Origin of the sequence: Saxibacter everestensis (genome assembly GCF_025787225.1) — a bacterium.
Classification (GTDB): Bacteria; Actinomycetota; Actinomycetes; order Actinomycetales; family Brevibacteriaceae; genus Saxibacter; species Saxibacter everestensis.
Map to the genome: position 1 here is coordinate 845,630 of NZ_CP090958.1, position 25,482 is coordinate 871,111.

Genomic DNA, 25,482 nt, shown 5'->3' on the forward strand with positions numbered 1-25,482 from the left:
CGAAAAACGAGCAGTGGTAACGGCCGACGGCTCATGGCCGGGAACGGACGTCCGAGAGGCGCACAACATCGTCTTCGGTGAGCTTGGCGCCGGTGTGCCAGTGTCGGAGAGCGCTTATCCGATGCCGTTCCTGCCGCGGCTTGAATCCCGCGGGCCGGGTGCGGACCTCGCAGGTTATGCCGCAGGACTGCTCGTCGACTTGCACGTGGATATGCAACCGCACGGCTGGCGGATCGTCGACCATGCCGGGAAGGATGCCAGGCGCACCGCGGCGATCCGCAACCGGGATATCGACACTCTGGCCGAGTTCGCCGAGGGGTATGCGGGACCGCTCGGACTGACGGTGCTCGGGCCATGGTCGCTGACGGCGAACCTCTGGCTGGGCCGCGGCGAACGAGTCGTCGTGGATCCGGGAGCCAGGCGAGATGTGCTGCAGTCATACGCGGAAGGCGTTGCGGACTTCATCAGCCGGGTACGAAACGCGGTGCCGGATGCCGACATCGTTGTGCGGTTGGAAGAGACGGCGCTATCGCACGTTCTCAGCGGACGCCTGCCAACCGTCTCCGGGTTCGGCCGGCTGCCTTCGGTTCCTGAGCAGCACGCTCAGCTGGGTCTGCGCTCGGTAGTGAAGCGGTTGCGGACCGCCGGCGCCTCAACCGTGGCGATGCGGCTCGCGGGCAGTGCCGAGGCACTCGAATGGCAGTCCGCCGACGGTCCGAGGTCGATGATCGAGTTCGCCGCAGGCGCCGACGCGGATGCGATAGCTGTTGATTTGCCCGAGCTGAACGTTGCGCGCTGGGAATCGGTCGCCCGGATAGTTGGATCCGGAACCCGGTTGTGGGCAGGCATACCGAGCGGAGAGTCGAACCCGAAAACCGCAGTAACCGCCGGTGTCGACGCTGTGCGCCGGCCCTGGCGGGAGCTGGGTCTGCCGCTGATGCTGCTTGACGACATCGTGCTGATGAACGCCGGATCCTTGGCCGCCGGCAGCGTCCCAGCGGCTCGCCGAACCTTGGCAGGCCTTGTCGCTGTGCGCCGGGCACTCAGCGAAGCCGCACACGAGGGGTAGGCGCGACAGTTTGCTCCAGCCGGGGGCTGCGTTCTTCTAGAGCCGGGCGATCGGGGCCAGCCGGGGGCTGCCAGGGCGGTGTTTGCTAGAGCCGGGCGATCCGCTCGATGTCGTCGCGGAATTGCTGTGCGACCTCGGCCGAGACCGTGGTACGGGTTTGAGCGATGGCTTCCAGATAGTCGTCGTTGGACGGCCCGGCCGCATTAGCCGTGCTGCCGCCGTCCTGCTGCCCGTATACGGCCTTCTCCAGGGCATGTTGCGACGCCTTCCGTGCCGCAAACTCGATGTCTGCCGGCGAAAAGCCATCTGTCTTGGCAACCAGCAGGTCCAGATCTACGTCGGCGGACACCCCTTCGGGGGTATAGCGCTGCCAGATCGCATAACGCGCGGCCTCGTCGGGCAGGCCGATCGGGATGACATAATCGAACCGGCCATGGCGCAGGAACGCTGAATCCAGCGCGCGGATGAAGTTAGTCGCGCACACCAGCAGTCGGCCGGGCTGGTCGCGGAACGCCGGGATGATCTTCAGTAGCTCGTTTGTCACACCCTGCAGTGGCGAAGGCGGTTCGCCCTGACGTTGGGCGGCGATCTCCTCAACCTCGTCGATGAAGACGACGGCATGCTCCAGACCGGCGATTTCCAGGAACGTCTCCCGCAACGCTCCGGCAAGTCCCTTCGAGTCGGCGGCCAGCCGGGATGGAAACACTTCGACGAACGGCCACTCGAGCCGGGATGCAATCGCCTTGGCGAACGTCGTCTTGCCGGTGCCGGGCGGACCGAAGAGCATAACCGCGCGCGGCGGCACCACCCCGTACTGCTGGGCCAGGTCGGGATTGGACAGCGGCAGGACCAGGCGCCGTTCGAGCAGTTCCTTTTCCCGCTGCATTCCCCCGACGCCGTTCCAGAGGTTCCGCGGCATCAGCCTGCCGCCGAGTTCACCCAGCAACCCCATCTCCTGGCCCTGGACTGGGATTTCACGCTCGAAATAGCGGAGATGCTTTTTGTCCTGGAAACCAGCGTTGAGCAAGGCATCCAGGCGCTGTTCGGTGTCCGGCATCAGGATTGACAGCTTTGCGAGCCCGTGCGGCGTCATTCTGCTCTCGACGGCGGCAAGCAAGGCACTGCCGATTCCCCGTTTGCGCCATTGATTGTCGATGCCGAAGAACACGATCCAGCCCTGGTCATGTGCCGCGCGAGCCACCGCGGCGCCAACGATCAGATCGCCGTGCACGGCTACTACGGCATGGTCCTTCTGACACGACGCCACCACCTCGGCCAGTGCGTACACCGGCTCGGCTCCGGCCGAGCGAGATTCCTCCCACAGCCGCAGGATCGCGTCCATATCGGCCGAGTGGAAGTCCCTGATGTGCCACCCTGTCATTTAAGAACTCCTCCGATTGCCGCTGCCGCTGCCGATTGCCGCTGCCGCTGCCGATTGCCACGGCCGATTGCCGATCATGTGGAAGCATCATGGCACAGTCGGCTCGCGGAACGGTCCACCGTCTCGAGTCGAGGACGACGCCGTGAATGTCGATCGCGCGGGACAGTGGACCGTTCTGTTTGCGTCTGGTTGGTCGGATTCCAGTTCGTGCTCGGGCCTGAGTGCCCAGGTTCGGGGCTGGCCGGGTTCGGGGCTGGGTTGGCGTGTTCGGACCGCGCGACGGTCCGCAATCACGACGAGGACGGCGCCCACCAATGCCGGCCTGCGGGAGTTCACGGGCCGTTTTTGTGTGCGGTTACTTGTCATCGCTCCCATAGTTGGCCAGCGGGTCCTCCGCCAACACTACCGAGTTCGAGGCGACTGTCAGTGTCGTGTCGTACGATTAGCAATAGAACACAAGCAGACAAAACAACGGTCTCATGCTGATGAAGCTATTAGCCAGGTTTTGAGGCACTGTCAGTGCTGAAGGATACGTTTGAAGTAGAAGTAAGGGACCGTGTTTCTACGGGCTGGCTTCGATGGCGGGAAGGGGGTGAGGGCAGTGACGGCTGGGCAGGTGGCGGGCGGGTCGCCGTTTGCTGTCCTCGCGCGGGCGTTAGCTGATGAGGTGTCTCGGTCGTCTGCCGTGGTGATGTCGTCTTGGGATCGGGGTACGCGGCGGGACGCGCTGCGGGTGGTTGGGGAGATGGCTGGGTTGTTGGAGTTGGTGCAGGCACGGCTGATCGCGGCCGAGGAGCGCTCCGGTGACTGGCAGGGCGACGGCGAGCGGTCTATCGAGTCGTGGCTGGGGAAACAGACGAAGTCCGGGTACGGGAAGGCGAAGGCGGATCTGGCGGTGTCTCGTGTGTTGGCGGAGCTTCCGGCGTTGGGGGAGGCGTTGGAGTCCGGTGAGGTGAGTGGGGAGCATGTCCGGGTGGTGTCCCGGCAGTTCGAGCACGCCTCTGCCCCGCAACGCGCCGCACTGACTAGCCCGCAGGGCCAAGTAGAACTGCTGCGAGGCGCGAAGGGTGCGGATGCCGGGGTGTTTGGTAAGTCGTTGAGGCATCGGCTGGCTGCGGTGGATGTGGCGGCGTTGCAGCGGGGTCAGGATGCGGTGCGTGAGCGTCGGTATGCGCGGGTGTTCAAGCGGTGTGGCGGGGTGGTGTTGGAGGCGTTGCTGGACCCGGTCGCGGGGGAGAAACTCGCGGTCGCGTTGAATGCGGCGTCGTCGCGGCCGGGGGCCGGGGATGGGCGGTCGCCGGATCAGTTACGGGCGGATGCCTTGGAGACTCTGGCGTCGGCGTTGTTGAATCTTGGGGAGTTTAAGCCGGGTGGGCAGGTCCGCCCGCATGTGATGGTCACCCTGACCCAGGGCCAGTGGGCCGCGTGGCAGCACTGGAAACACCGGCAGAAACACCAGCAGGCGCAACGCGCGACCGCCGGTAGCGGGGCGGCAGGAGTGCCGACCGGCGGGAGCGATGTCGCTACCGGTAACGCCGCTGCTGCAGCGGCTGGCAGCGCGTTCATGCGCCCGGCTACTGACGCCGATAACGCAGCCACCGCCGCTACTGCCGGGGCTGGTGGGGTTCCGGTGTTGGGTGATGGGGTTCCGGTGCCGCCGGTGGAGTTGGATGTTCTACTGTGTGATTCGGTGGTGATGCGTGCGGTGCTGGATGCGGAGAATCAGCCGGTGAATCTTGGCCGGGATTCCCGGACGTTTACCGGTTCGCTGCGTAAGGCCCTGCATTTGAGGGATGGTGGGTGTGCGTGGCCGGCGTGTGGGATGCCGGCCCAGTTCACCGACGGGCACCACATTGACGAGTGGGCGGCCGGTCAGGGTTCGACGAGTGTGGATAACGGGATGCTGCTGTGTTCCTTTCACCATCACCTGATCCACGCGACCAGGACGGTGATCACCCCGGTCCCGGGTGGCTTCCGTTTCACTAGCGCCGATGGTGTGTTGATCGGCGAACACCAGTTTCGACACCATGCCAGCCGGCAACAGCCCCGAAAACCCAGAGGCAGCCCAGACGATGATCGGGTTGGCGGTAGTGATACCGGGGAAGTTGACGCAGGCGTCGGCAGCAGCGATGGCGGCGGAGTTGACGGAGACTGCGTTGGAAGCAGGACTACCGGTGACGGGCGCGCGGGCGACAGGATTACCGGTGAAGGGCGAGCCGGGAGCACCGCTACGAGAGATTCACTAGCGGGTGACCGGCGAGCACGCCAGAGTGGTAAACGTACCGGACGCTCTCGTCGCCGGAGCGAAGGCCCAGCCCCGCCGGCCGAACTGCCGCTGGAATGAGTCCGTCGCTGGAATGAGCGAACAGCTGGAATGAGGCAGCTGAACTGCCACTGGTATGGCCACCGCACGTCCGGGAGACGGAACTGGGGAAGGAATCCACGGCAGTGGTGCAGAGGCGGAGACTCAGCCGTTGCACCCTCGGATCGTCAGTGCCATGCGGCAGTATAGAACCGTGGCTGAGAATAGAACCGTTGCTGAAATTGAATTGAAGGATCCGTCCGTCGAAGTCCGCCAGACGGCCCAGCGCCTTGCCGAGCAGATAACGCAGCATCGTGAGGCGTACTATCAGCGGGCGGCGCCGACGATCAGCGACTCGGAGTTCGACGAGCTGATGCAGAAGCTCGAAGCCCTGGAGGACCAGTACCCGGCACTGCGCACACCCGATTCGCCGACCCAGAACGTTGGTGGCGCCGTCGACCAGTCGACGTTCGCCGCGGTCAACCATCTGGAACGGATGCTCAGTCTCGACAACGCGTTCTCGCTGGATGAGTTGGCCGCTTGGAACGATCGCGTCACCCGCGAGCTGGGTGATGCCAAGCGCGACTACCTCTGCGAGTTGAAAATCGACGGCCTCGCCGTGAACCTGCTCTACGAAAACGGCGTGCTCACCCGGGCGGCGACCCGCGGCGACGGCAGGACCGGCGAGGACATCACGGCCAACGTCAAGACGATCTCCGACATTCCGCACCGCCTCACCGGTGAGGGCTATCCCAGTCAGGTGGAGATCCGCGGCGAGGTGTTCTTCCCGATCGAAGCCTTCGGCGAACTGAACGCTGGCCTAGTCGAACAAGGAAAGCCGCCCTTCGCCAACCCGCGAAACGCCGCTGCCGGTTCGCTGCGCCAGAAGAACCCGGCGATAACAGCCAGCCGCCCGCTGCACATGCTGGTGCACGGCATCGCCGCCTGGGAAGGTCAGCCGGGCCAGCCGCCGCTGGACCGGCAGTCCCATGCGTACGAGCTCCTGGCTGAATGGGGTCTGCCGATCAGCGAGTACTACAAGGTGGTCGATTCGCTTAAAGACGTTGATGCCTTCATCGAGTACTACGGCGAACACCGCCACGATGTGAGCCATGAGATCGATGGGGTCGTCGTCAAGGTCGATGAGCTCAGTCAACAGCGCAGGCTCGGCACCACGAGTCGCGCGCCCCGCTGGGCAATCGCATTCAAGTACCCGCCGGAAGAGGTGACCACCAAGCTGATCGACATCCAGGTGAATGTTGGCAGGACTGGTCGCGTCACACCGTTCGCCGTTATGGAGCCCGTGCGGGTAGCTGGTTCGACAGTAGAAATGGCGACCCTGCACAACGGTTACGAGGTCAAGCGCAAGGGAGTGCTGATCGGCGACACAGTTGTGCTGCGTAAAGCCGGTGACGTCATCCCTGAGGTGCTTGGACCGGTTGTGGATCTGCGTGACGGCGCCGAACGCGAGTTCGTCATGCCGACTCACTGCCCCTCCTGCGGCACCGAGCTTCGGGAAGCCAAAGCCGGCGACAAGGACATCCGCTGTCCGAACGCACGCTCCTGCCCATCGCAACTTCGTGAGCGGCTGTTCTACGCGGCATCGCGTGCTGCCTTCGATATTGAAGCCCTCGGCTGGGAAGCCGCCATCGCACTCACTTCGCCGGCCGAGCCCGAAACTCCGCCACTGGAAACCGAAGCGGGACTGTTCGACCTGAAGATCGAAGACCTGGCCGACGTGAAAATCGAGCGGGAGGTGCGGAAGAAGGGCGTTTTGACCGGTGAGAAAGAACTCGTGCCGTACTTCTACTCCCGCGGCACCGATAAGAAGCCCAGCGCACCCAACGCAAACACCCGAAAATTCTTCCAGGAACTGCAGAAGGCCAAGGAACAACCGCTGTGGCGGGTGTTGGTCGCACTATCGATTCGTCACGTCGGACCGACTGCCGCGCGGGCACTCGCGGAGGAGTTTGCCTCGCTCGAGGACATTCGCGACGCCGATCAGGAACGGCTGAGTGCGGTTGACGGTGTCGGGCCGACGATTGCCGCCGCAGTAGTGGAATGGTTCACGGTGGACTGGCACCGGGAGATCGTCGAACGATGGGCCGCTGCCGGTGTCCGGATGGTCGACGAACGAGATGCTTCGATTCCGCGCCACCTCGAGGGTCTCAGCATCGTGGTGACCGGAACCTTGCCGACCTACAGCCGCGACGACGCGAAGGAAGCTATCGTGAGCCGCGGCGGGAAAGCGGCGGGAAGCGTCTCGAAGAACACCTCCTTCGTCGTGGTCGGGGACTCGCCCGGCAGTAAGTACGACAAGGCGATCGAGCTAGGCATTCCGGTGCTGAACGAGGACGGGTTCCGCGTGCTGCTGGACGACGGTCCGGAAGCAGCGAACGCGGTCGCGGAGAATCCCGTCTGAGCCACGGGTGATCACGACTTTCAGCAATTGCACGGGCAATTGCCCAGTTCGTTCACATCATCACTTGAAAGGTTGGGTATTGGAAGGTCGGTATTACCACCGGCCCCGCGGATGAGAAGTGAGAAATCCTGCCATGAAGCATGAATCGGCGATGCACAAGAGCCTGATCGCGGCTCGGACCGTGAGCAAAGGAGTGATAGCCGCCTGCGCTATCGCTGCGGTAACCGCTCTGGCCCCCGCATCGACGACGACCGCCCGGCATGTTGGCCAGAGCGAAGTCCGCCCCGCGGGGCAAAACCGCACCGCCGAGACTACCGCCGAGACCGCTGTCCAAGTCGCATCCGTACGGGCAGCAGATCGCCCAAGCCGCCAGAGGTCGAACGCCTCGGCATCCGCGCGGCTCAGCGGTGTCGAGGAGGACCTGGCCAGGGCGGTCTATTTCGGCCATGTCACCGCGGAGCAGGCTCAACGATTCCGCAACGAGATCGCCGGCTACATCGGCTGAGTTAGGATCTGGCTGAGTCCGGGCTACATTGTCTGATCCCGGATCTGGCTGATCGCTGCGCTGGGCTTGGACTGCTACGCTGCGCTGGGCTTCGACTGCCTACGCTGCACTCCCGCCAAGGTACGCGGCACGAACCTCCGGAAGCTCCACGAGTTCCGCGGGGCTTCCCTCCAGCACGACCGCACCGCGCTGCATCACGATTGCCCGGTCGGCCACGCCGAACGAGGCGCGGACATTTTGTTCCACGAGCAACACCGCCAGATTCGACTCGCTGCGCAGCTTTCCCAGCACGGCCATGATCTCCACGACCACCTTAGGCGCCAGGCCGATGCTCGGCTCGTCCAGGATTATCGTGGTCGGATTGGACATCAAGCCGCGACCGATGGCGAGCATCTGCTGTTCGCCACCGGAAAGCGTGCCCGCTGCCTGGGCCAGGCGTGGCTTCAGCCGGGGGAAGAGCTCAAGGATCTGTTCGAAACTCCCCAAGCCGCGCTTGGACCAAGCGCCGAGCGTCAGGTTGTCCCGCACCGAGAGGGTCGGAAAGACCAACCGGTTTTCCGGCACGTGAGTCAGCCCGAGCCCGGCCATCCGCTCGGCGGGCTTGCCGGTGATCGGCTGTTCGTCGAGCTCGACCGATCCGCTGGTCGCCCGGATCAGACCGCTGATCGCCCGCAGCAGGGTGGTCTTACCCGCACCGTTGGCGCCGACCACCGCAACCATTTCGCCATCGGCCACCTGCAGCGAAACATCATGCAGCACGTTCAGCTGGCCGTAGCCGGCCTCAAGGTGTGACACAGCGAGGCTCATGACAGTTCCTCCAACTCGGATCGCGCTTCGTCGACGTTGTCGGTTCCCAGGTAGGCCTTCATGACCTTGGGGTCGTTGCGAACGGATTCCGGATCACCGTGAGCGATCAGGACCCCGTCGTCGAGCACGGCGACGGAATCCGCCAACGACATGACCTGGGCGACGTCGTGCTCGACCAGAACAATTGTCAGACCGGCGTCGCGCAGGCTGCGGAGCAGGCCGGCGAGCATATCCCGTTCGTGCCCGGAGAGCCCCGCCATCGGCTCATCAAGCAACAGCAATGCCGGCTCGGCGGCGAGTGCTCGGCAGACCTCCATCATTCGCTGCCGTCCGAAAGGCAGCGAGGCTGCCTCCGTGCCGGCGACATCACCAAGCCGCATGGCATCGAGAATCGACGTCGCGGTGTCCCGGTGTGCTCGCTGCTCGGAGCCCTGTAGCCCCAGCATCCCGCGGACAATGCCGGCCCGGCCCAGCCGGTACCGGCCCATATACACATTGCCGAGCACATCGGTCGAGCTGAAGACCTGGAGGTTCTGGAAGGTCCGGGTCAGGCCGCGGTTGGCCGCGATGTGCGGCTTATGACCGGAGATGGTCTGCCCAAGGAAGGTGACCTCGCCGGTGGTCGGCGCCAACGCACCGCTGATCATATTGAAGCAGGTGGTCTTTCCCGCGCCGTTCGGCCCGATCAGGCCGAGAATTCGGCCGGCCGGCACATCGAAGCTCACATGGTCCACGGCGGTGACCCCGCCGTACTGCTTGCTCAGATCGCTGATTCGTAAAATGACTTCGCCGGGTTCGAGCGGTGTGCTGATCGTGGGCAGGCTCGAGGCGATATCGGCATCGGCATCGGCCGACTCTGCGTGCTTCGGAGTGGATGCCGCGTCCGGCGACGTGGCGCCCGGATCGTCCGGCGAAGTGGCGCCCGAAGCGGCTCCCGACGTGGCACCCGGATCGTCCGGCGACGTGGCTCCCGAAGTGGCGCCCGTCGACGTGCTGCCGGTGGCTGCCGCCGGCCTACGGGAGTTCTTCGCGCCGCTCCCGCCATCCGCTCCCGATCGGCGTCGTTTCAGCAGCGAGGTGACCGCCTGATGCAGTCCGCCAGGCAGCAGGATGATCACGATGATCAGCACCAGGCCATAGCCCACCAGCTGCACCTCGCCCGAGGCATTCGGGATCAACAGCGGGATGACGTCGCGGAGCCCCTCGCCGAGCAGCTCGACCACGAAGGCACCGGCCAGCGCTCCCCAGACCGAACCGAGGCCACCGATGACGACCATCAGGAGCATCTCGACCGAATAATGGAAGTTGGCGATCTCGGGGCTGACGATCGTCACCTGGTAGGCATAGAACACTCCACCCAGCCCGGCGAGCCCGGCGGAGACAACCAGCACTTTCAGCCGCAAGGCGTATGTGCTGACGCCGAGGCATTCGGCGGCGAGCTCGGAGTCGTTGACCGCGGACAGTGCCCGGCCGGCCCGGCTGCGCGACAGATTGAGCGCCAGAATCAGGGCCACGATCACGAACGGGGCGACGAACCAGAAGAACAGTCCGTTGCTGGAGATCACCAGGCCGAAAACCTCCGGACGTTCGATGCCGTAGATGCCGGTTGTCCGCCCGGTGAACTCGGACTCCCGGACGGCGATCATCACGATGAAGCCGAGCCCGAGGGTGGCCAGCGCAAGATAGTGGCCACGCAGCCGCATCAGCGGCAGGCCGACCAGCAGTGCGATCAGCATTGCTACCACGACCGCGATGAGTGCCGCCAACGGTCCCGGCACGTCGTACTTGGTCAGCAGGATCCCGTGGGTATAGGCGCCAACGGCGAAGAATGCCGCCTGGCCGAGGCTCACCTGACCGGCGAGCCCCATCAGCAGATTCAGCCCGATGGCAGGAAGCGCGAAGATCAGCGTGAACACGGCGATGTTCATCAGCGACGGCGTCACCACGAACGGGATGACGACGATGACGACCAGCAGAATGCCGAATCCGATCAGGTTGCTGCGTTTTGCCCGTGACCGCCCGGCGCCAAGACTCGGCGGCGCCTTGGTCAGCTTCGGCGCCTCGGGGGAGAGATTCGTAGTCATTACACCCTCGCTTCGGCACGGCGGATGACGAGTCCGGCCGGGCGAACGATCAGCACCAGGATCAGGATGAAGAAGGCAACGCCGTCGCGGAAGCCCGAATCGACATAGCCGGCGACGTAGGACTCAAGCATTCCCAGCAGCAGTCCGCCGACCACTGCGGCGCGAAACGACACGAGTCCGCCGAGCACGGCCGCCACGAACCCCTTCAGCCCGAGCAGCAGGCCGCCCGACCAGCTGGAGAGAAAGATCGGCGACGACACGACGCCGGCAACTGCCCCGCACAGCCCAGCGATCGCGAAGGCCGCGATCGACGCCAGCACGGGCGAGATGCCAACGATCCGGGCCGCAACCGGTTGCTCGGCGCACGCTCGCAGGGCCTTTCCGAATCGGGTTTTCTCATAGAACAGCAGCACGCCGCCACCGACCACGACCAGGGCTCCGAGCATCCACAATTCCTGGGAACGGATGCTGACCCCGGCCAGGTCGATATTGGAACCCGCGAAGGCGGGGAGGCCCCGGGCCTCCGGTCCCCACAGCAGCAGCATCAGGGCCTGCAGCAGCGTCGAAACACCGAGCGTCAGGATGATCGAGATCAGCGTCGTCATGTTCTTGACCCGGGCGATCACCAGCCGCTCGATCGCAATGGCAACGACAGTGACCGATAGCACGGCAACGACCACCGCCAGGGCGAGCGGCATTCCGGCAGCAACCAGCCAGAGGGCGCCGAGGCCGGCGAGCGAGGCGAACTCGCCCTGCGCGATGTTGACGATGTGCCGGACGCTGTAAATCGCAATCAGCCCGACGGCGAGCAGGGCGTACACCGATCCCTGTGACAGCCCTGCCGCGGTCAGCTGCAGAAAGTCCGTGAACAAAGCTGCCCGTTAGACTTTATCGAGGTTCCAGCGGCCATTCTTGGCAACTGCGAGAATGAGCGCCGAGGCGTCGAGGCCGGAATGATCTTCCTTCGAGAAGTTGAAAATCCCGCTGATGCCGACCAGCCCGGTTGTGCTTTCGATGGTGTCCCGAAGCTTCTCCGGATCGGTGCCGGCCTTCTTGAATGCCTCGACGGCGACGTTCCAGGCGTCGTAGGCATGGCCGCCGAACGTCGACGGGTCGCTGCCGAATTCTGCCTTGTAGTCATCGACGTATGCCTTGATAACGTCCGCTTGCTTGTCATCCGCGGGGAGCTGATCGACGACGAGCAGGCGGCCCATCGGCGCAATAACCCCGTCGGCGGAATCGCCGGCCGCGTCGAAGAACTCCTTGTTGCCCACCCCATGCGACTGGTAGACCGGCTTGTCGACGCCGATCTGCTTGTAGGCCTTCTGTGCCAGGCCGGCGGATGGCGTGATGCCCCAGATGATGACCGCATCGGCATCGGCCGAGCGCAGCTTCGTCATCTGTGCGGTGAAGTCGGTAGCGCTCGGCTCGAATGATTCGGTCGCCGTCAGCTCGATGCCGCGGTCCTTGCCCATCGCGGTGATCTGATCCGCGATGCCTTCGCCGAAGCCGGTGGCGTCTCTTGCCAGCGCGACCTTCTTGTAGCCCTTGTCCTGCGCATCGTCGAGAATTCGCTCGATCACGACGTTGTCGTTCTGGGCTGTTTTGAACACCCATTCCGAGCCCTCGACGATCGAGGCGTTCGCGGCGACCGAGATCAGCGGGATCTTGTTCTGTTCGGCGATCGGGCGCATTGCCAGGCTCGGTCCGGTACGGGAGGCGCCGATCAGCAGGTTGACCTTGTCGTCCTGGATCAGCTGGGTGGTTGCCTTGGCGGCGCCGTCCTCGGTCGACTGGTTGTCCTTGATGATCAGTTCGACTTCGCGGCCATCGATGCCGCCCGAGTCATTGAGCTTCTTGGCGAGCATCTTCAGCGTGTTCTGCTCCGGTACGCCGAGGTTTGCTCCGACCCCTGTGATGTCGAGCACCGCACCGATCTTGATCGGCCCTTCCTCGTCACCGGAACCGGAGTCCCCGCCAAGGTTGCTACCGCAGGCTGTAAGCCCGAGCGCGAGAGTCGCAATGGCTGCGGGAATGGCAAAACGTAAGCGAGACCACTTCATGGGAAACTCCTTGAGTGGCCGTGAACGTCACTGTTCACGGCGGTTCCAGCTGCCAGATGAAATTACCGACCGGTTAGTCGCTTATTCACCGTCGTCTAAAAGCTATGTGACGTGGATCGCAATCGCAAGCGCAGAGCGGGCGGGTCCCCGGTAACTAGATCGAGTTGTAACCAGCGAAGCCGCTTCGCGCTGGTCGGGCAGGCACCCAGTGCCGGACGACGATGATCGACGTTCGTTAGACTTTACTAAGCGCAGGGCCTCTGCCCGATTGCCGCAGTATCTTCACGAACCGCAGAAACCGAAAGGGTTCCTATGCCTGCCATTACCCGCGCCGAGGTGGATCACCTCGCGCGGCTGGCCAGAATCGCTATGACCGATGCCGAGCTGGAAAAGCTCGCCGGCGACCTCGACGTCATCGTCGGGTCGATAGCGAAGGTCGCCGAGGTTGCCCAGTCCGACGTGCCGGCAACCAGCCACCCCATTCCGATGACCAACGTGTTCCGGGAGGACATCGTCGAATCGACACTCCCTGTGGCCGATGCGCTCGCAGGCGCGCCGGCCTCCGAGGACAACAAGTTCCTGGTACCCCAGATTCTCGGGGAGGAACAATGAGCGACATCATCAGGCTGACTGCTGCGCGGCTGTCCGAGAAGCTGATCGCCGGCGAACTGAGCAGCGAGCAGGTCACCTCCGCGCATCTGGACCGGATTGCCGCGGTCGAACCGGACGTGAATGCGTTCATCCATGTTTCCGCCGACGAGGCGCTGGCAACCGCGCGCGATGTCGATGCCCGGCGTGCCGCGGGCGAGACGCTGCATCCGCTGGCCGGTGTGCCGATCGCGGTCAAGGACATCGTCGTCACCAAGGGCATGCAGACAACCGCGGGTTCGAAGATCCTGGAGGGCTGGGTTCCGCCGTACGACGCCACGCTGGTCGAAAAGCTGCGCGAAGCCGGCCTGCCTATTCTCGGTAAGACCAATCTGGACGAGTTCGCGATGGGTTCATCCACCGAGCACTCTGCCTACGGCAACACCCGCAACCCCTGGGACCTGGACCGGATTCCGGGCGGTTCCGGCGGTGGATCGGCGGCCGCTGTCGCCGCCTACGAGGCTCCGCTTGCCATCGGCACCGACACCGGAGGATCGATTCGCCAGCCGGCCGCCGTCACCGGGTCCGTCGGGGTGAAGCCGACCTATGGCGGCATTTCCCGCTATGGCCTGATCGCGATGGCGTCCAGCCTCGACCAGGCCGGCCCGGTAACCCGCAGCGTGCTCGATTCGGCGCTGCTGCATGAACTCATCGGCGGCCACGACCCACGGGACTCGACCTCCATTCCGGATCCGGTTCCCGCCCTCGTCGAGGCCGCGCGGCACGGAGACGTGCGCGGCATGCGGCTCGGCGTCGTGAAGCAGCTCACCGGTGAGGGTTACCAGCCCGGCGTACGCGCCAGCTTCGAAGCCTCGCTTAACCGGTTGGCTGACGCCGGTGCCGAGGTCGTAGAAGTCGACTGTCCCTCCTTCGACTACGCGCTATCTGCCTACTACCTGATCATGCCGTCGGAGGCCTCCAGCAACCTGGCGAAGTTCGACGGTATGCGCTTCGGGCTGCGGGTCGAGCCAGAAGACGGGCCGGTGACGGCAGAACGCGTGATGGCGGCAACCCGAGCCGCCGGATTCGGCGACGAGGTGAAGCGTCGGATCATCATTGGAACGTACGCCCTGTCGGCCGGTTACTACGACGCCTACTACGGCAGCGCGCAGAAGGTCCGCACCCTGATCCAGCGCGACTTCGATGCTGCCTTCTCGAAGGCCGACGTCCTGGTCTCACCCACCGCGCCGACGACGGCGTTCCCGATCGGCTCCAAGCTCGACGATCCGATGGCGATGTACCTCAACGACGTGGCCACGATCCCCGCCAACCTGGCTGGAATCCCCGGGATGTCGCTGCCGAGCGGCCTGTCCGATGACGGGCTCCCGGTGGGCTTCCAGATTCTGGCACCTGCGAAGGCAGACGATCGTTTGTACCGCGTTGGCGCGGTGCTGGAAGGTTTGCTTGAGAAGGAGTGGAATGGTCCGCTACTTGATCGGGCTCCCGAACTGGAAGGAGCCACCAGGTAATGACTGAGCTGATGAAATACGACGCCGCGATCGAACGTTTCGACCCGGTTCTCGGCATCGAGGTGCACGTCGAACTCGGCACGGCGACCAAGATGTTCGACGGCGCGCCGGCGAGCTTTGGCGCCGGGCCCAACACCCAGGTGACTCCGACATCGCTCGGCCTGCCAGGCGCGCTGCCCGTTCTGAACCGGAAAGCCGTCGAGTACGCCATCAAGATCGGGCTGGCGCTCAACTGCGAGATCGCCGAATTGTGCCGCTTCGCCCGGAAGAACTACTTCTACCCGGACGTGCCGAAGAACTTCCAGACCTCGCAATACGATGAGCCGATCGCCTTCGACGGCTACCTCGACATCGAGCTGGACGACGGCGAGACGTTCCGGGTCCAGATCGAGCGCGCGCACATGGAAGAGGACGCGGGTAAGAACACCCACGTCGGCGGTGGCGGCGGACGGATCCATGGCGCCGTGCACTCGCTGGTCGACTACAACCGTGCCGGGGTCCCGCTGGTCGAGATCGTCACCAGGCCGATCGAAGGCGCCGGGGCGCGTGCACCGGAGGTTGCCCGGGTTTACGTACAGACTCTGCGGGATATCTTCCGTACCCTGGACGTTTCCGAGGCGCGGATGGAGCAGGGCAATGTTCGGGCAGACGTGAATCTCTCGCTGCGCGATTCGCCGCAGTCTCCGCTCGGCACTCGCACCGAGACCAAGAACGTCAACTCTTTCCGCTCGATCGAGCGGACTGTCCGGTACGAGGTCTCGCGCCAGGCCGCGCTGCTGGCCGCCGGTGGCACAGTCACCCAGGAGACCCGGCACTGGCACGAGGACACCGGTGTGACGACATCCGGGCGGGTCAAGTCCGATGCCGACGATTACCGATACTTCCCGGAGCCGGACCTGGTACCGGTCGCCCCGAGTCGGGAGTGGATCGAGGAAATCCGGGCCAGCCTGCCCGAGCCCGGTTCGGTGCGGCGCAAGCGCCTGCAGGCCGAGTGGGGCTACACCGACCTCGAGATGCGTGACGTCATCAACGCCGGCCTGAGCGAGCTGATCGGGGAGACCATCGCGGCGGGTGCAACGCCCGCTGCCGCCCGGAAATGGTGGTCCGGCGAATTGGCCCGATCGGCGAACACTCAGGGCGTCGAGGTCGGCGCCCTCGGGGTCAGCCCCGCCCACGTCGCGGAACTGGCCGGGCTCGTCGAGGCCGGAAAGCTCAACGACGCGCTGGCGCGCAAGGCGCTTGAGGGCGTTATCGCGGGGGAGGGCACTCCGAGCGAGGTGGTCGCCGCGCGCGGCCTCGAACTCGTCTCAGATGACGGGGCGCTCGGCGAGGCGATCGACCGTGCCCTGCAGTCCCAGCCCGATGTGGTCGCCAAGATCAAGGACGGCAAGGTTCAGGCAATCGGAGCGCTGATCGGTCCGATCATGAAGGAGATGCGCGGCAAGGCCGATGCCGCCAAGATCCGTGAGCTGATCGTGGAGAAGCTCGGGGTCTGACGGCCGGTCGTCAGATACGAGCCGGCGCAGGCGCGGCGGCGGTGAGGGATCTCACTGCCGCCGCGCTTTGTGCTTTCCCGCCGCCGGTATTAAGGTTCAATCTGGTTAGGCATACCTAGCCTTATCGGCCCTATCGAACTTTCTGGCGGGGAATCGTTGCTAGCAAACTATCTGATCGGTCTGCGTGAGGGGCTGGAGGCCGCCCTGATCGTGGTCATCCTGGTCGCCTACATCGGCAAGGTCGGGCGCCGCGACGTGCTGGGCCGGATCTGGCTTGGTGTCTGGGCTGCGATCATCCTCTCGATCGCCGTCGCCGCGGTCATCACCTTCGGCTCCCAGACGCTGACGTTCCGCGCCCAGGAGATTCTCGAGGGCTGCCTCTCAGTTGTCGCCGTCGTTTTCGTCACCTGGATGATCTTCTGGATGGCGGAGGCCGGTCGGAAAATGGGCGCGGAGCTGCGGGATAGCGTGGACGCTAAGATCGGCGGCGCGGGATGGGGACTGGTCGGCCTGGCATTTGTCTCCGTAGCGCGCGAAGGACTCGAGACGGCATTGATCATCGTGCCTTCCGCCACCGCCTACGGACTGCAGGATGTGCGGCCCTTCATCGCCGCCGGCCTGGGAATTCTCAGTGCGGTGCTGCTCGGCTTCCTGATGCAGCGCGGCATGCTGCGGATCAACCTGACCCGGTTCTTCACAGTGACCGGTGTTTTCCTGATCTTCATTGCGGGCGGAATCCTGAGCTACGGGGTGCACAGCCTGCAGGAGGCCAACCTGCTACCCGGCCTGAACAGTTTCGCCTTCCAGATCGGCGACGTGATCCGGCCTGACAGCTGGGTCGGCACCCTGCTCGGCGGAATCTTCAACTTCACCCCGGAAACCACGTGGCTTTCGGCTATCGCCTGGACGCTCTACGTCGGCATAACCCTGACGGTCTTCATCGTCGGCGCGCTCAGGCGGCGGCAGGCCTCCGTTTCCGCTTCAACGCCCAGCGCCGCCACCGCGGCCGGCTAACCATCACCTCACACCAGGAGCTAATCCCTTGCGTCATCTCAAGTACCCGGTTGCGGCCGCAGCGCTGACCGTTTTCGCCCTCTCAGGCTGTACTGCGAAGGTTCCGGCCAGCTCGGACGCCGCGGCAAAGGCGATCACCGTGACCAGCACCGACCAGGACTGCGCGGTGTCGGCCGCCGAGGCTCCCAGCGGGACGGCGACCTTCCGGATCACGAACAAGACAGACCGGGTCACCGAGTTCTATGTTCTTGCCGAGGACAAGCTGCGCATCGTCGGCGAGAAGGAGAACATCCTCGCCGGAACCACCACTGACTTCACGATCAGCGTGCAGCCCGGTGACTACTTCACCTCGTGCAAGCCGGGAATGGTCGGCGAAGGCGTAGGAATGGCAGCATTCAAGGTCACCGATTCCGGCGCAGAAGCCAACCCGGGCAGCGATGACGAGCAGGTCCAGGCGGCGGTGGACAACTACGTTGCCTACGTCAAGGATCAGGTTGCCGAGCTCGTCACCGGCACCGAAGAATTCGCCAAGGCATATCGGGCCGGCGATGACGACAAGGCCCGCGACCTCTACGCCAGCACTCGGGCGAGTTACGAACGAATCGAGCCGACGGCCGAATCCTTCGGCGATCTCGACCCGAAGCTCGATTTCCGCGAGCCGATGGCCAAGGAAGAAGGCATCGACTGGACCGGCTGGCACCGGATCGAAAAGGACCTCTGGGCGCCCGAGGGATTCCAGGGCAGCTCCGATCAGGAACGCGACCGGCTTGCCGAGCTGCTGGTCAGCGACACCAAAGACCTGTACAAGGCGGTCTACGCCGATGAGTTCTCCGCCGGCCTGGACATCGGTGCCATCTCGAACGGTGCCATCGGCCTGCTCGACGAGGTCGCCTCATCGAAAATCACCGGCGAGGAGGAAGAGTTCTCGCACACCGACCTTTCCGACGTCAAAGCCAATGTCGAGGGTGCCTCGGTAGCCTATGGGAACGTCCGCGACCTGGCGGCATCGAAAGGCGACGAGGGCAAGGCGCTGGTCAGCAAGATCGACGGTCAGTTCAAGGCGATGGACGAGCTTCTGGCCAAGTACGGTGACCCGGAGAAGGGCTTCACCAGCTACGACAAGCTGTCGAAGGACGAGATCAAGGAGCTTTCCGATCAGGTCAATGCCCTGAGCGAGCCCCTGTCCCAGCTGACATCGGCCGTTTTGGGCATCCAGGCGGACAGCTAGGCCTATGGCTTCACCCACTGATCCGGAAAAGCCGGAAAAGCCGGAAAAGCCGGCAACGCCAGCAAAGCCGGCGAAGCTCAGGCTGTCCCGCCGCGCGCTGTTCGGCCTCGGCGGTGCTTCGGTGGCCGGCGCGGCAATCGGCGTCGGTGCCATGGCAGCGTACGAGGAGTTCAATGGCGGCAGCGGCACGACGTATCCCTTCTACGGCGAACACCAGGCGGGCATAGTCACGCCCGCGCAGGACCGGCTGCACTTCGCGGCATTCGATGTGCTCGACGTGTCAAGGGACGAGCTGATCGAGCTGCTGCAGGACTGGACGGTAGCAGCGGCGAATATGACCGCCGGGCAGGACATCGGCCGGCACGGTGCGGTCGGCGGCCCGCAGTCGGCTCCGCCCGAAGACACCGGCGAAGCGCTGGGCCTGCCTGCCGCCGGGCTGACGATAACGTTCGGCTTCGGTCGCAGCCTGTTCCGGACGAAGGACGGTGACGATCGCTTCGGTCTGGGGAGGAGGATGCCGGACGCACTTGAGCCGATCCCGCCATTTGCGATCGACAGCCTGTCGGAGGCCTCAAGCGACGGCGACCTCTGCGTGCAGGCCTGTGCGGACGACCCGCAAATCGCCGTGCACGCGATCAGAAACCTCTCCCGGATCGCGTTCGGGCGGGCGTCCATCCGCTGGTCCCAGCTTGGTTTCGGCCGGACGTCGTCGACCTCCAAAAGTCAGACCACCCCGCGCAACCTGTTCGGCTTCAAGGACGGCACCGCGAGCATCAAGTCAGAGGATGCAGGCACTGTCAACAAGTGGGTGTGGGCGAAGGGCAGCGGCAGCGAAGCGTGGATGAACGGCGGCTCCTACCTGGTCGCCCGGAAGATCCGGATGATCATCGAGACCTGGGATCGGCAATCACTGCAGGAGCAGGAACGGGTCTTCGGGCGCAGCAAGGGCGAAGGCGGCCCGCTATCCGGCGGCAAGGAGTTCGACGAGCCCGACTTCGCGGCCCCCGGCACCGGCGGGAACCCGATGATCGATGTCGCGGCGCACGTCCGGCTGGCGCATCCGAAGCAGAATTCCGGTATCCAGCTGTTGCGCCGTGGCTACAACTACGTGGACGGCAACGACGAACTGGGCAGACTGAATGCCGGATTGTTCTTCATCAGCTTCCAAAGCGACCACCGCACCGGCTTCTCGGCGATTCAGGCCAACCTTCGCCGGGACGCGATGAATGAGTACGTCCGGCATGTCTCCAGCGGTCTGTTCGCGGTGCCGCCCGGCATCAGCGACGGAGGCTTCATCGGTCAGCGGCTGTTCGCGGACTGACCAGCGAGGCCTTCCGGCGCGTCTTCCGGCGCGTCGATGGGTAGCCGGCCGTCAGCGACCGGCACGACGGACAGCAGTTTCCGGGTGTACTCGTGCTGCGGGCGGAGCAGCACATCCTCGACCGGGCCGGCCTCGACGATCCGGCCCTGATACATCACCAGCACGCGGTCGGCGATGTTCCAGGCCAGGCCCAGGTCGTGGGTTATCACCAGAGCGCCGAGGTTCAACGTGTTCTTCAACCTGAGCAAGAGCGCGAGGATCTCGCCGCGCACCGAGGCGTCCAGCGATGCCACCGGCTCATCGGCCACCAGAAAATCCGGTTCCAGCGCCAGTGCGCCCGCGATTACGACGCGCTGTCGCTGACCGCCGGAAAGCTCCTGGGGGATTGCGGAGAAGAACTGTTCCGGCGGGTTCAGCTCGGCGAGCTTCATCGCCGCCGAGACCCGCTCCCGTTCATCGCCGGGGAGGCCATGGATTCGAATGCCCTCGGCCACGGATTCGTAAATTGAGTGCTTCGGGTTGAGCGCGCTGCTCGGGTCTTGCAGGATGAGCTGAACCTGCCGGCGATAGGACTTGAGCTGGCCGGCCCTTGCCGTTACTGGCTCGCCGCGGAACAGCACCTGTCCGCTATCGGCTCCCTGCAACGCCAGCAGGGTGCGGGCGAGCGTCGTCTTGCCTGAGCCGGACTGACCGACCAGCGCAACGACCTCACCCGCATGAGCGCGCAGCGATACGTCCTTGACCGCCTGCACGGTCCCGGATCGGCCGCGGAACGAAACGTTCAGGTTTCTCGCCTCGAGCAGCACTTCCCGCTCCGGCTGCGCACCGTCCGCAGGAGTCCGGTCATCGATCGGCCCGGCGGTTCCGGTGACGGCGGCGGCTCCGGTGAGGGCGGCAGCTTCGTCCGCCGAGTGCCGGCTCACCGGATTCAGCCGGGACGCCGGGTCGCCGATGGTGGGAAAGGCCTCGGCCAGCGCCTGGGTGTGTGGGTGCCGGGGAGCGTTCACGATCTGTTCCGAGGGGCCTTCCTCGACGATTCTGCCGGCCTGCATCACAGCGATCTTCGAGCACGCCGCGCCGAGAACCGAAAGGTCGTGACTGATCATCAGCAGTGTGATGCCACGATCCCTGACCAGCGCGCCCAGCACATCGAGCACCTGAGCCTGGACCACAACGTCCAGCGCCGTCGTCGGCTCGTCGGCAATTATCACCTCCGGGTCGCAGGCCAGCGCCATCGCGATCATCACCCGCTGCTTCTGGCCGCCGGACAGTTCATGCGGAAAGGCGTCAGCTTTCACCGCGGGAAGGTCCACCTGCGCGAGCAGATCCAGTACCCGGCTTCTGCGGGCATCCTCGGTGCGGTAGTCGTCCTTGATATGCAGTTCGAGCGCCTCGGCGATCTGCGGGCCGATCTTCCGAACCGGGTTCAGCGAGTGCATCGCGCCCTGGAATACGATCGCCGCCTCGCTCCAGCGCACAGCGCGCAGCTGGCCGAAGCTCAGCTCGAGCACGTTTCGCTCGCCAAGCATGATCCGGCCGGAAATCCGCGCATTGCGGGGCAGCAGGCGCAGCACGGCCATCGCGAGAGTGGATTTGCCCGAGCCGGATTCTCCGGCGATGCCGAGCGTGGTCCCGGCCGGGATATCCAGATTCAGGTCGACGACGGCCGGAACCTCTCCGCGGCCGGAATCCGATTGGGTCGTGTAGCTGATGCTGACACCGTCGAAGCGAAGGTCGGGCATTAGCGTCCTCTGAGCGTTGGATTGATAACGGATTCGAAAGCCCGGCCGACCAGGGTGAAGGCGAGCACCACGACGACTATCGCGAGGCCCGGCGGCAGCACGAACCACCAGTAGCCACCCGTCGCCGCGCCGGAGTCCATCGACAGCTTCAGCATCGAGCCCCACGAGGTCTGCGTCGTGTCGCCGAGCCCGAGGAAGGACAGCGTTGACTCGGCGATGATCGCGGCGCCAACCGTCAGGGTGGTGTTCGCCATAACGAGCGGCATGACGGCGGGCAGAACATGCCTGCCGATGATATGCCGATGACCGGCGCCGAGTGCCAGTGATCGCTCGATATAGGACCTGGATTCGATCGTCAGGGTCTGCGACCGCACAACGCGTGCCGTCCCGGCCCAGGATGTTATGCCGATGGCGATGACGATCGTCCACACGCCGCGCTGCAGCACGCTGGACAGCACGATGGCGAGCACGAGGGAGGGCAGCACCAGGAAGAAGTCGACGACTCGCATCAGTAGTGCCCCGCCGAGGCCGCCGAAGTGGCCGGCTGCCATACCGACAACCGTGCCGATCACCATGGACATCGCGGTGGCAGCCACGCCGACCATCAACGACACCCGGGAGCCCCACAGCAGCATCACCAGGACCGAGCGGCCGGAGGGATCGGTGCCGAGCGGATTCTGCATCGAAGGTGGCTCGTTGGCCGCATTGTCGATCTGGGTGACGTCGAGCAGTGAGCGGTCGGCGATCACCGGGGCAAGAATCGCCAGCAGAATCACGATGATCAGGAAGATCAGTCCGAAGAGCCCGCTGGGGCTCTTGCGGAACTCGGTCCACACCTCGACGAGTCGCTGACGTCGGCGGGCGTTGGCGACGCTGCGTGCCGAGTGCGGCGGCTTTGCTGCTGAGCGCGGCGAGCCTGGAGCTGGAGAGCCCGGGGCTTCAGTTCGTTGAGTCGTCATGCCGCACGCACCCGAGGGTCAAGGACGCGGTACAGCAGGTCGGCGATGAAGTTCATCACGATGACGATAAACGAGAACACAACGAAGGTTCCTTGCAACAGTGGCAGGTCGGGGCCGGTGAGCGCCTGGAAGGTGAGATAGCCGAGACCCGGCCAGGAGAACACAGTTTCAACGGTGACCGCTCCGGAGATCAGCCCGCCGATATGCATGAAGACGAGGGTCACAGTCGGCAGAAGGGCGTTCGGGATGGCGTGCCGACGACGGACGAGGTCTTCGCGCAGGCCCTTGGCCCGCGCGGTGACCAGGTAGTCGGAGGTCATCTCCTCGATCAGCGAGGCGCGCATCACCAGAACGTACTGCGCATAGGTGACCGCGACCATCGTGATGACCGGCAGCACGAGATGCCTTGCGACATCGACGACATAGTCGATACCGGTCGCGTCAAGGCCGGTTGTCACCATGCCGGCGGTAGGCAGAATCTGCAGCGTGCCGCCGAAGATCAGCAAAAGCAGTAGGCCGAGCCAGAAGGTCGGCACCGACCACAGCACCAGCGCCGTTCCGGTGCTCGCCCGGTCGAAGAAGCTCTCCCGGCGCCAGGCCGCCTTCTGGCCGACCCACAGCCCGAGCGCGATGGCGAGCACAGCGGAAACACCGGTGAGCAAAAGTGTCGGGCCCAGGTGGTCGTAGATCAGGTCGGCCACCGGGCGTCGAAACGTGTACGAATCACCCAGGTCCCCGTGAGACAGGTTCCTGAGATAGATCAGGAACTGGTTCCACAACGATTCGTCCAGACCGAACTCGCGCCGAAGCGCGGCGACCTGCTCGGCATCGACCCGTTTGCCCCGGGTCAGGGTCAGAACGGGATCGCCCGGAAGGATCCTGAAGGCAAAGAAACCGAGGACGACAACCATCGCGAGACTGACCAGGGCGCCGCCGGCCTTTCGGCCGGCGTAACGCCAGAACGACGTACCTTGCCGGACATCGTCTGTCCGATCTGTCTCGGTCGCGGCCACGTCCTGCGCACCCGGCGCACTGGACATGAAAGTTGACTCCCTACTCGCGCTCGTCCGCGGTTTTCCGGCTCCGGGCAAATATCACTGCGCCGACGATACCGGCTGCTACAGCGATACCGACGCCGATCCACAGCCCGACGCTCATCCCTGAATCGGCATCGGCAGCTGTCTTGGTCTCGTCCACCGGGGTTGCGCCATAGAACGACCAGTAACCGGACTGTTCGGTGATCACGCCGCCCTCGATGGGCTGCTTGGTCAGGTTGGTGAATCGATCCGAGCGGTAGGCCTCAAGCGAGTCCTTGTACCAGAAGTCAATCGATGGCGTGGCGGCGTAGTGCACCTTCTGCGCTTCCTTCACCAGCTGGCTGCGTTTCTCCGGATCGAGCTCGGCATGCTGCTGGTTGTACAGCTTGTCGAACTCCGGATCGCACCAGTTGTCCATCGAGGTGGCGCCCTCACCCTTTTCATCCGGGCGGGAATCGCAGGTGTTGATGCCCAACTGGAAGTCCGGGTCCGCTCCGACGCCCCAGGCTGTGAAGTACATGTCGTAATTTCCCATTGTCGAGTCGACCGACACAGTGTCGCCGTCGGTCATCTCAACCGCCGTATCGATGCCGACTTCCTTCAGCCACGGCCCGATGAAGTCGGCCATCTGCTGCTCGTCGGGTTCGTCGCTGGTGCCGAGTAGGCGCAACTTGATCGGCTTGCCCTGCTTGTCGAGCCGGATGCCGTCGTCGCCCCGCTTGTAACCCGCCTCGTCGAGCATCTTGTTCGCGGCCTCGGGATCGTAGCCCTTCAACACCGAGGTGTCATCCAGATGCCACTTCGGGAATACCGCCGGGATGAACGAGGTCGCCAGCGTGCCGTGGCCGTCGAGCACCTTGGCCATCATGGTTTCGGTGTCGATGGCCTGCCGGATCGCGGTGCGCACAGCAACGTCCTTGAGCACCGGATGTCCATCGCCCATCGGCTTGCCGTCTTTCGACTCCGCGCCGGAATTCAGGCCGAGCCCGGTGAAGCGCCGCCCCTTGCCGGAATTGGTTGTGATTCCGTCCTGGCCCTCCAACGCCTTGAACTGGGCAGGGGTCAGTTTGCTGACGATATCCACCTCGCCCGCCCGGAGTGCCTGAACCTGGGCGTCGGTGTTCTTGTAATAGATGTACTGGATGCCGTCGACTTTCGGAGCACCCCGCCAGAAGTTCGGATTCGCGGTCAGTTCGACGGACTGGCTCGGCTTGTACGACTTCAGCGTGTACGGACCGGATCCCACGACGTCCTTGTTGTTTTCGTGCTTGCCCGGGTCATCCAGCTTCGACCAGACGTGCTCCGGAACCACCGGTATCTCCACGCCGGGGTTGGACGCCTGGGGTTCCTTCATGGTGATCACCAGCGTGGTGTCGTCCGGAGTCTCGACTGTGTCGAAGTTGCTGACCAGGGAGCCGTTGGCGGACCCCATCACCTCGTTGTTCATCATCTGCTCGTAGGTCCATTTGGGGTCTTTGGCCGTGATCGGCTCGCCGTCAGACCACTTCATGCCCGGCCGGAGGTGAAATGTCCAGGTCTTCCCGTCGCTGCTGGTTTCCCACTTCTCGGCAAGCCCCTCGGTGTCCGAGGAATCTTCGGCGCTGTACTGCACCAGGTTTTCGTACACCATCCGATTGATTCCGGTCGGCGTGGCGTAAATGGAGATGAACGGGTTGAAGGTGTCAATCGTGGCGTTCGTCGCGACCTTGATCACTTTGCTGGTGTCACTCGCCTCCGGGGTGGCCGAGGCCGGCGACATCGGCGCGAAGCAGATGCCGCCCGCGATCGCCAGCGATGCCAACAGGGCGAGTGGGCGGCTGAGCAACCGGCCGCCGGCCGTGGGTGGGGTGAACGCCATTTTTCCTCCAGGGTGCCAAGGGGAGCACGATAAGCCGAATGAAGCTAATCAACCATCATGGTGCCAATAGTGTCAAC

The 25,482-nt window shown here is 64.5% G+C and carries 19 protein-coding genes; 10 read left to right on the forward strand and 9 right to left on the reverse strand.

Going from position 1 to position 25,482, the window contains the following annotated elements:
• Positions 1–13: 13 nt before the first annotated feature.
• Positions 14–1,069 carry a uroporphyrinogen decarboxylase/cobalamine-independent methonine synthase family protein gene (locus LWF01_RS04175; RefSeq protein ID WP_349639784.1) on the forward strand — a complete coding sequence of 352 codons (1,056 nt, stop codon included), beginning with the start codon at positions 14–16 and terminating at the stop codon, positions 1,067–1,069.
• Between the two features lie 85 nt (positions 1,070–1,154).
• Here LWF01_RS04175 and LWF01_RS04180 read toward each other — a convergent pair whose 3' ends face one another.
• Positions 1,155–2,450 carry an ATP-binding protein gene (locus tag LWF01_RS04180; protein ID WP_349639785.1) on the reverse strand — a complete coding sequence of 432 codons (1,296 nt, stop codon included), beginning with the start codon at positions 2,448–2,450 and terminating at the stop codon, positions 1,155–1,157.
• A gap of 667 nt (positions 2,451–3,117) precedes the next feature.
• Here LWF01_RS04180 and LWF01_RS04185 point away from each other — a divergent pair.
• From LWF01_RS04185 to LWF01_RS04195, 3 genes are all read left to right on the forward strand, one after another.
• A complete protein-coding gene (locus LWF01_RS04185; RefSeq protein ID WP_349639786.1) occupies positions 3,118–4,794 on the forward strand; it encodes an HNH endonuclease in 1,677 nt (558 codons plus the stop codon).
• 154 nt (positions 4,795–4,948) lie between these two features.
• Positions 4,949–7,174, forward strand: coding sequence for an NAD-dependent DNA ligase LigA (gene ligA, locus LWF01_RS04190; protein ID WP_349639787.1), 2,226 nt, complete (start codon positions 4,949–4,951; stop codon positions 7,172–7,174).
• A gap of 133 nt (positions 7,175–7,307) precedes the next feature.
• Entirely contained in the window at positions 7,308–7,679 is a 372-nt protein-coding gene (locus tag LWF01_RS04195; protein WP_349639788.1) for a hypothetical protein, read from the forward strand.
• Between the two features lie 99 nt (positions 7,680–7,778).
• Here the strand turns inward: LWF01_RS04195 and LWF01_RS04200 are convergent, their stop codons facing one another.
• The 4 genes from LWF01_RS04200 to LWF01_RS04215 are packed head-to-tail and all read right to left on the reverse strand — an operon-like array spanning position 7,779 to position 12,633.
• Positions 7,779–8,486, reverse strand: coding sequence for an ABC transporter ATP-binding protein (locus LWF01_RS04200; protein ID WP_349639789.1), 708 nt, complete (start codon positions 8,484–8,486; stop codon positions 7,779–7,781).
• Positions 8,483–10,570, reverse strand: coding sequence for a branched-chain amino acid ABC transporter ATP-binding protein/permease (locus LWF01_RS04205; protein WP_349639790.1), 2,088 nt, complete (start codon positions 10,568–10,570; stop codon positions 8,483–8,485). Before LWF01_RS04205 ends, LWF01_RS04200 begins: the two co-directional genes overlap by 4 nt.
• Positions 10,570–11,442, reverse strand: coding sequence for a branched-chain amino acid ABC transporter permease (locus LWF01_RS04210; RefSeq protein ID WP_349639791.1), 873 nt, complete (start codon positions 11,440–11,442; stop codon positions 10,570–10,572). Before LWF01_RS04210 ends, LWF01_RS04205 begins: the two co-directional genes overlap by 1 nt.
• A gap of 9 nt (positions 11,443–11,451) precedes the next feature.
• A complete protein-coding gene (locus tag LWF01_RS04215) occupies positions 11,452–12,633 on the reverse strand; it encodes an ABC transporter substrate-binding protein (RefSeq protein ID WP_349639792.1) in 1,182 nt (393 codons plus the stop codon).
• 312 nt (positions 12,634–12,945) lie between these two features.
• Here LWF01_RS04215 and gatC point away from each other — a divergent pair, with 312 nt between their 5' ends.
• The 6 genes from gatC (at position 12,946) to efeB (ending at position 19,809) form a co-directional block, all read left to right on the forward strand.
• Positions 12,946–13,245 carry an Asp-tRNA(Asn)/Glu-tRNA(Gln) amidotransferase subunit GatC gene (gatC, locus tag LWF01_RS04220; protein ID WP_349639793.1) on the forward strand — a complete coding sequence of 100 codons (300 nt, stop codon included), beginning with the start codon at positions 12,946–12,948 and terminating at the stop codon, positions 13,243–13,245.
• Positions 13,242–14,750: an Asp-tRNA(Asn)/Glu-tRNA(Gln) amidotransferase subunit GatA gene (gene gatA / locus LWF01_RS04225; RefSeq protein WP_349639794.1), complete on the forward strand. Its 1,509-nt coding sequence runs from the start codon at positions 13,242–13,244 to the stop codon at positions 14,748–14,750. The genes gatC and gatA overlap by 4 nt, the downstream gene beginning before the upstream one ends.
• A complete protein-coding gene (gene gatB, locus LWF01_RS04230) occupies positions 14,750–16,246 on the forward strand; it encodes an Asp-tRNA(Asn)/Glu-tRNA(Gln) amidotransferase subunit GatB (RefSeq protein WP_349639795.1) in 1,497 nt (498 codons plus the stop codon). Before gatA ends, gatB begins: the two co-directional genes overlap by 1 nt.
• A 156-nt stretch (positions 16,247–16,402) precedes the next feature.
• Entirely contained in the window at positions 16,403–17,260 is an 858-nt protein-coding gene (gene efeU / locus LWF01_RS04235; protein ID WP_349639796.1) for an iron uptake transporter permease EfeU, read from the forward strand.
• Positions 17,261–17,288: 28 nt separating this feature from the next.
• Positions 17,289–18,488 (forward strand): iron uptake system protein EfeO, encoded by a 1,200-nt coding sequence (gene efeO / locus LWF01_RS04240; RefSeq protein ID WP_349639797.1) that lies wholly within the window; start codon positions 17,289–17,291, stop codon positions 18,486–18,488.
• Between the two features lie 4 nt (positions 18,489–18,492).
• A complete protein-coding gene (efeB, locus tag LWF01_RS04245; RefSeq protein WP_349639798.1) occupies positions 18,493–19,809 on the forward strand; it encodes an iron uptake transporter deferrochelatase/peroxidase subunit in 1,317 nt (438 codons plus the stop codon).
• Here the strand turns inward: efeB and LWF01_RS04250 are convergent.
• The 4 genes from LWF01_RS04250 to LWF01_RS04265 are packed head-to-tail and all read right to left on the reverse strand — an operon-like array spanning position 19,788 to position 25,405.
• A complete protein-coding gene (locus LWF01_RS04250; RefSeq protein WP_349639799.1) occupies positions 19,788–21,551 on the reverse strand; it encodes an ATP-binding cassette domain-containing protein in 1,764 nt (587 codons plus the stop codon). The genes efeB and LWF01_RS04250 overlap by 22 nt on opposite strands.
• Entirely contained in the window at positions 21,551–22,510 is a 960-nt protein-coding gene (locus LWF01_RS04255; protein ID WP_349639800.1) for an ABC transporter permease, read from the reverse strand. The genes LWF01_RS04250 and LWF01_RS04255 overlap by 1 nt, the downstream gene beginning before the upstream one ends.
• Positions 22,507–23,550: an ABC transporter permease gene (locus tag LWF01_RS04260; RefSeq protein ID WP_349639801.1), complete on the reverse strand. Its 1,044-nt coding sequence runs from the start codon at positions 23,548–23,550 to the stop codon at positions 22,507–22,509. Before LWF01_RS04260 ends, LWF01_RS04255 begins: the two co-directional genes overlap by 4 nt.
• 13 nt (positions 23,551–23,563) lie before the next feature.
• Complete coding sequence (locus LWF01_RS04265; protein ID WP_349639802.1) at positions 23,564–25,405, reverse strand: ABC transporter substrate-binding protein; 1,842 nt, start codon at positions 25,403–25,405, stop codon at positions 23,564–23,566.
• Positions 25,406–25,482 lie beyond the last annotated feature (77 nt).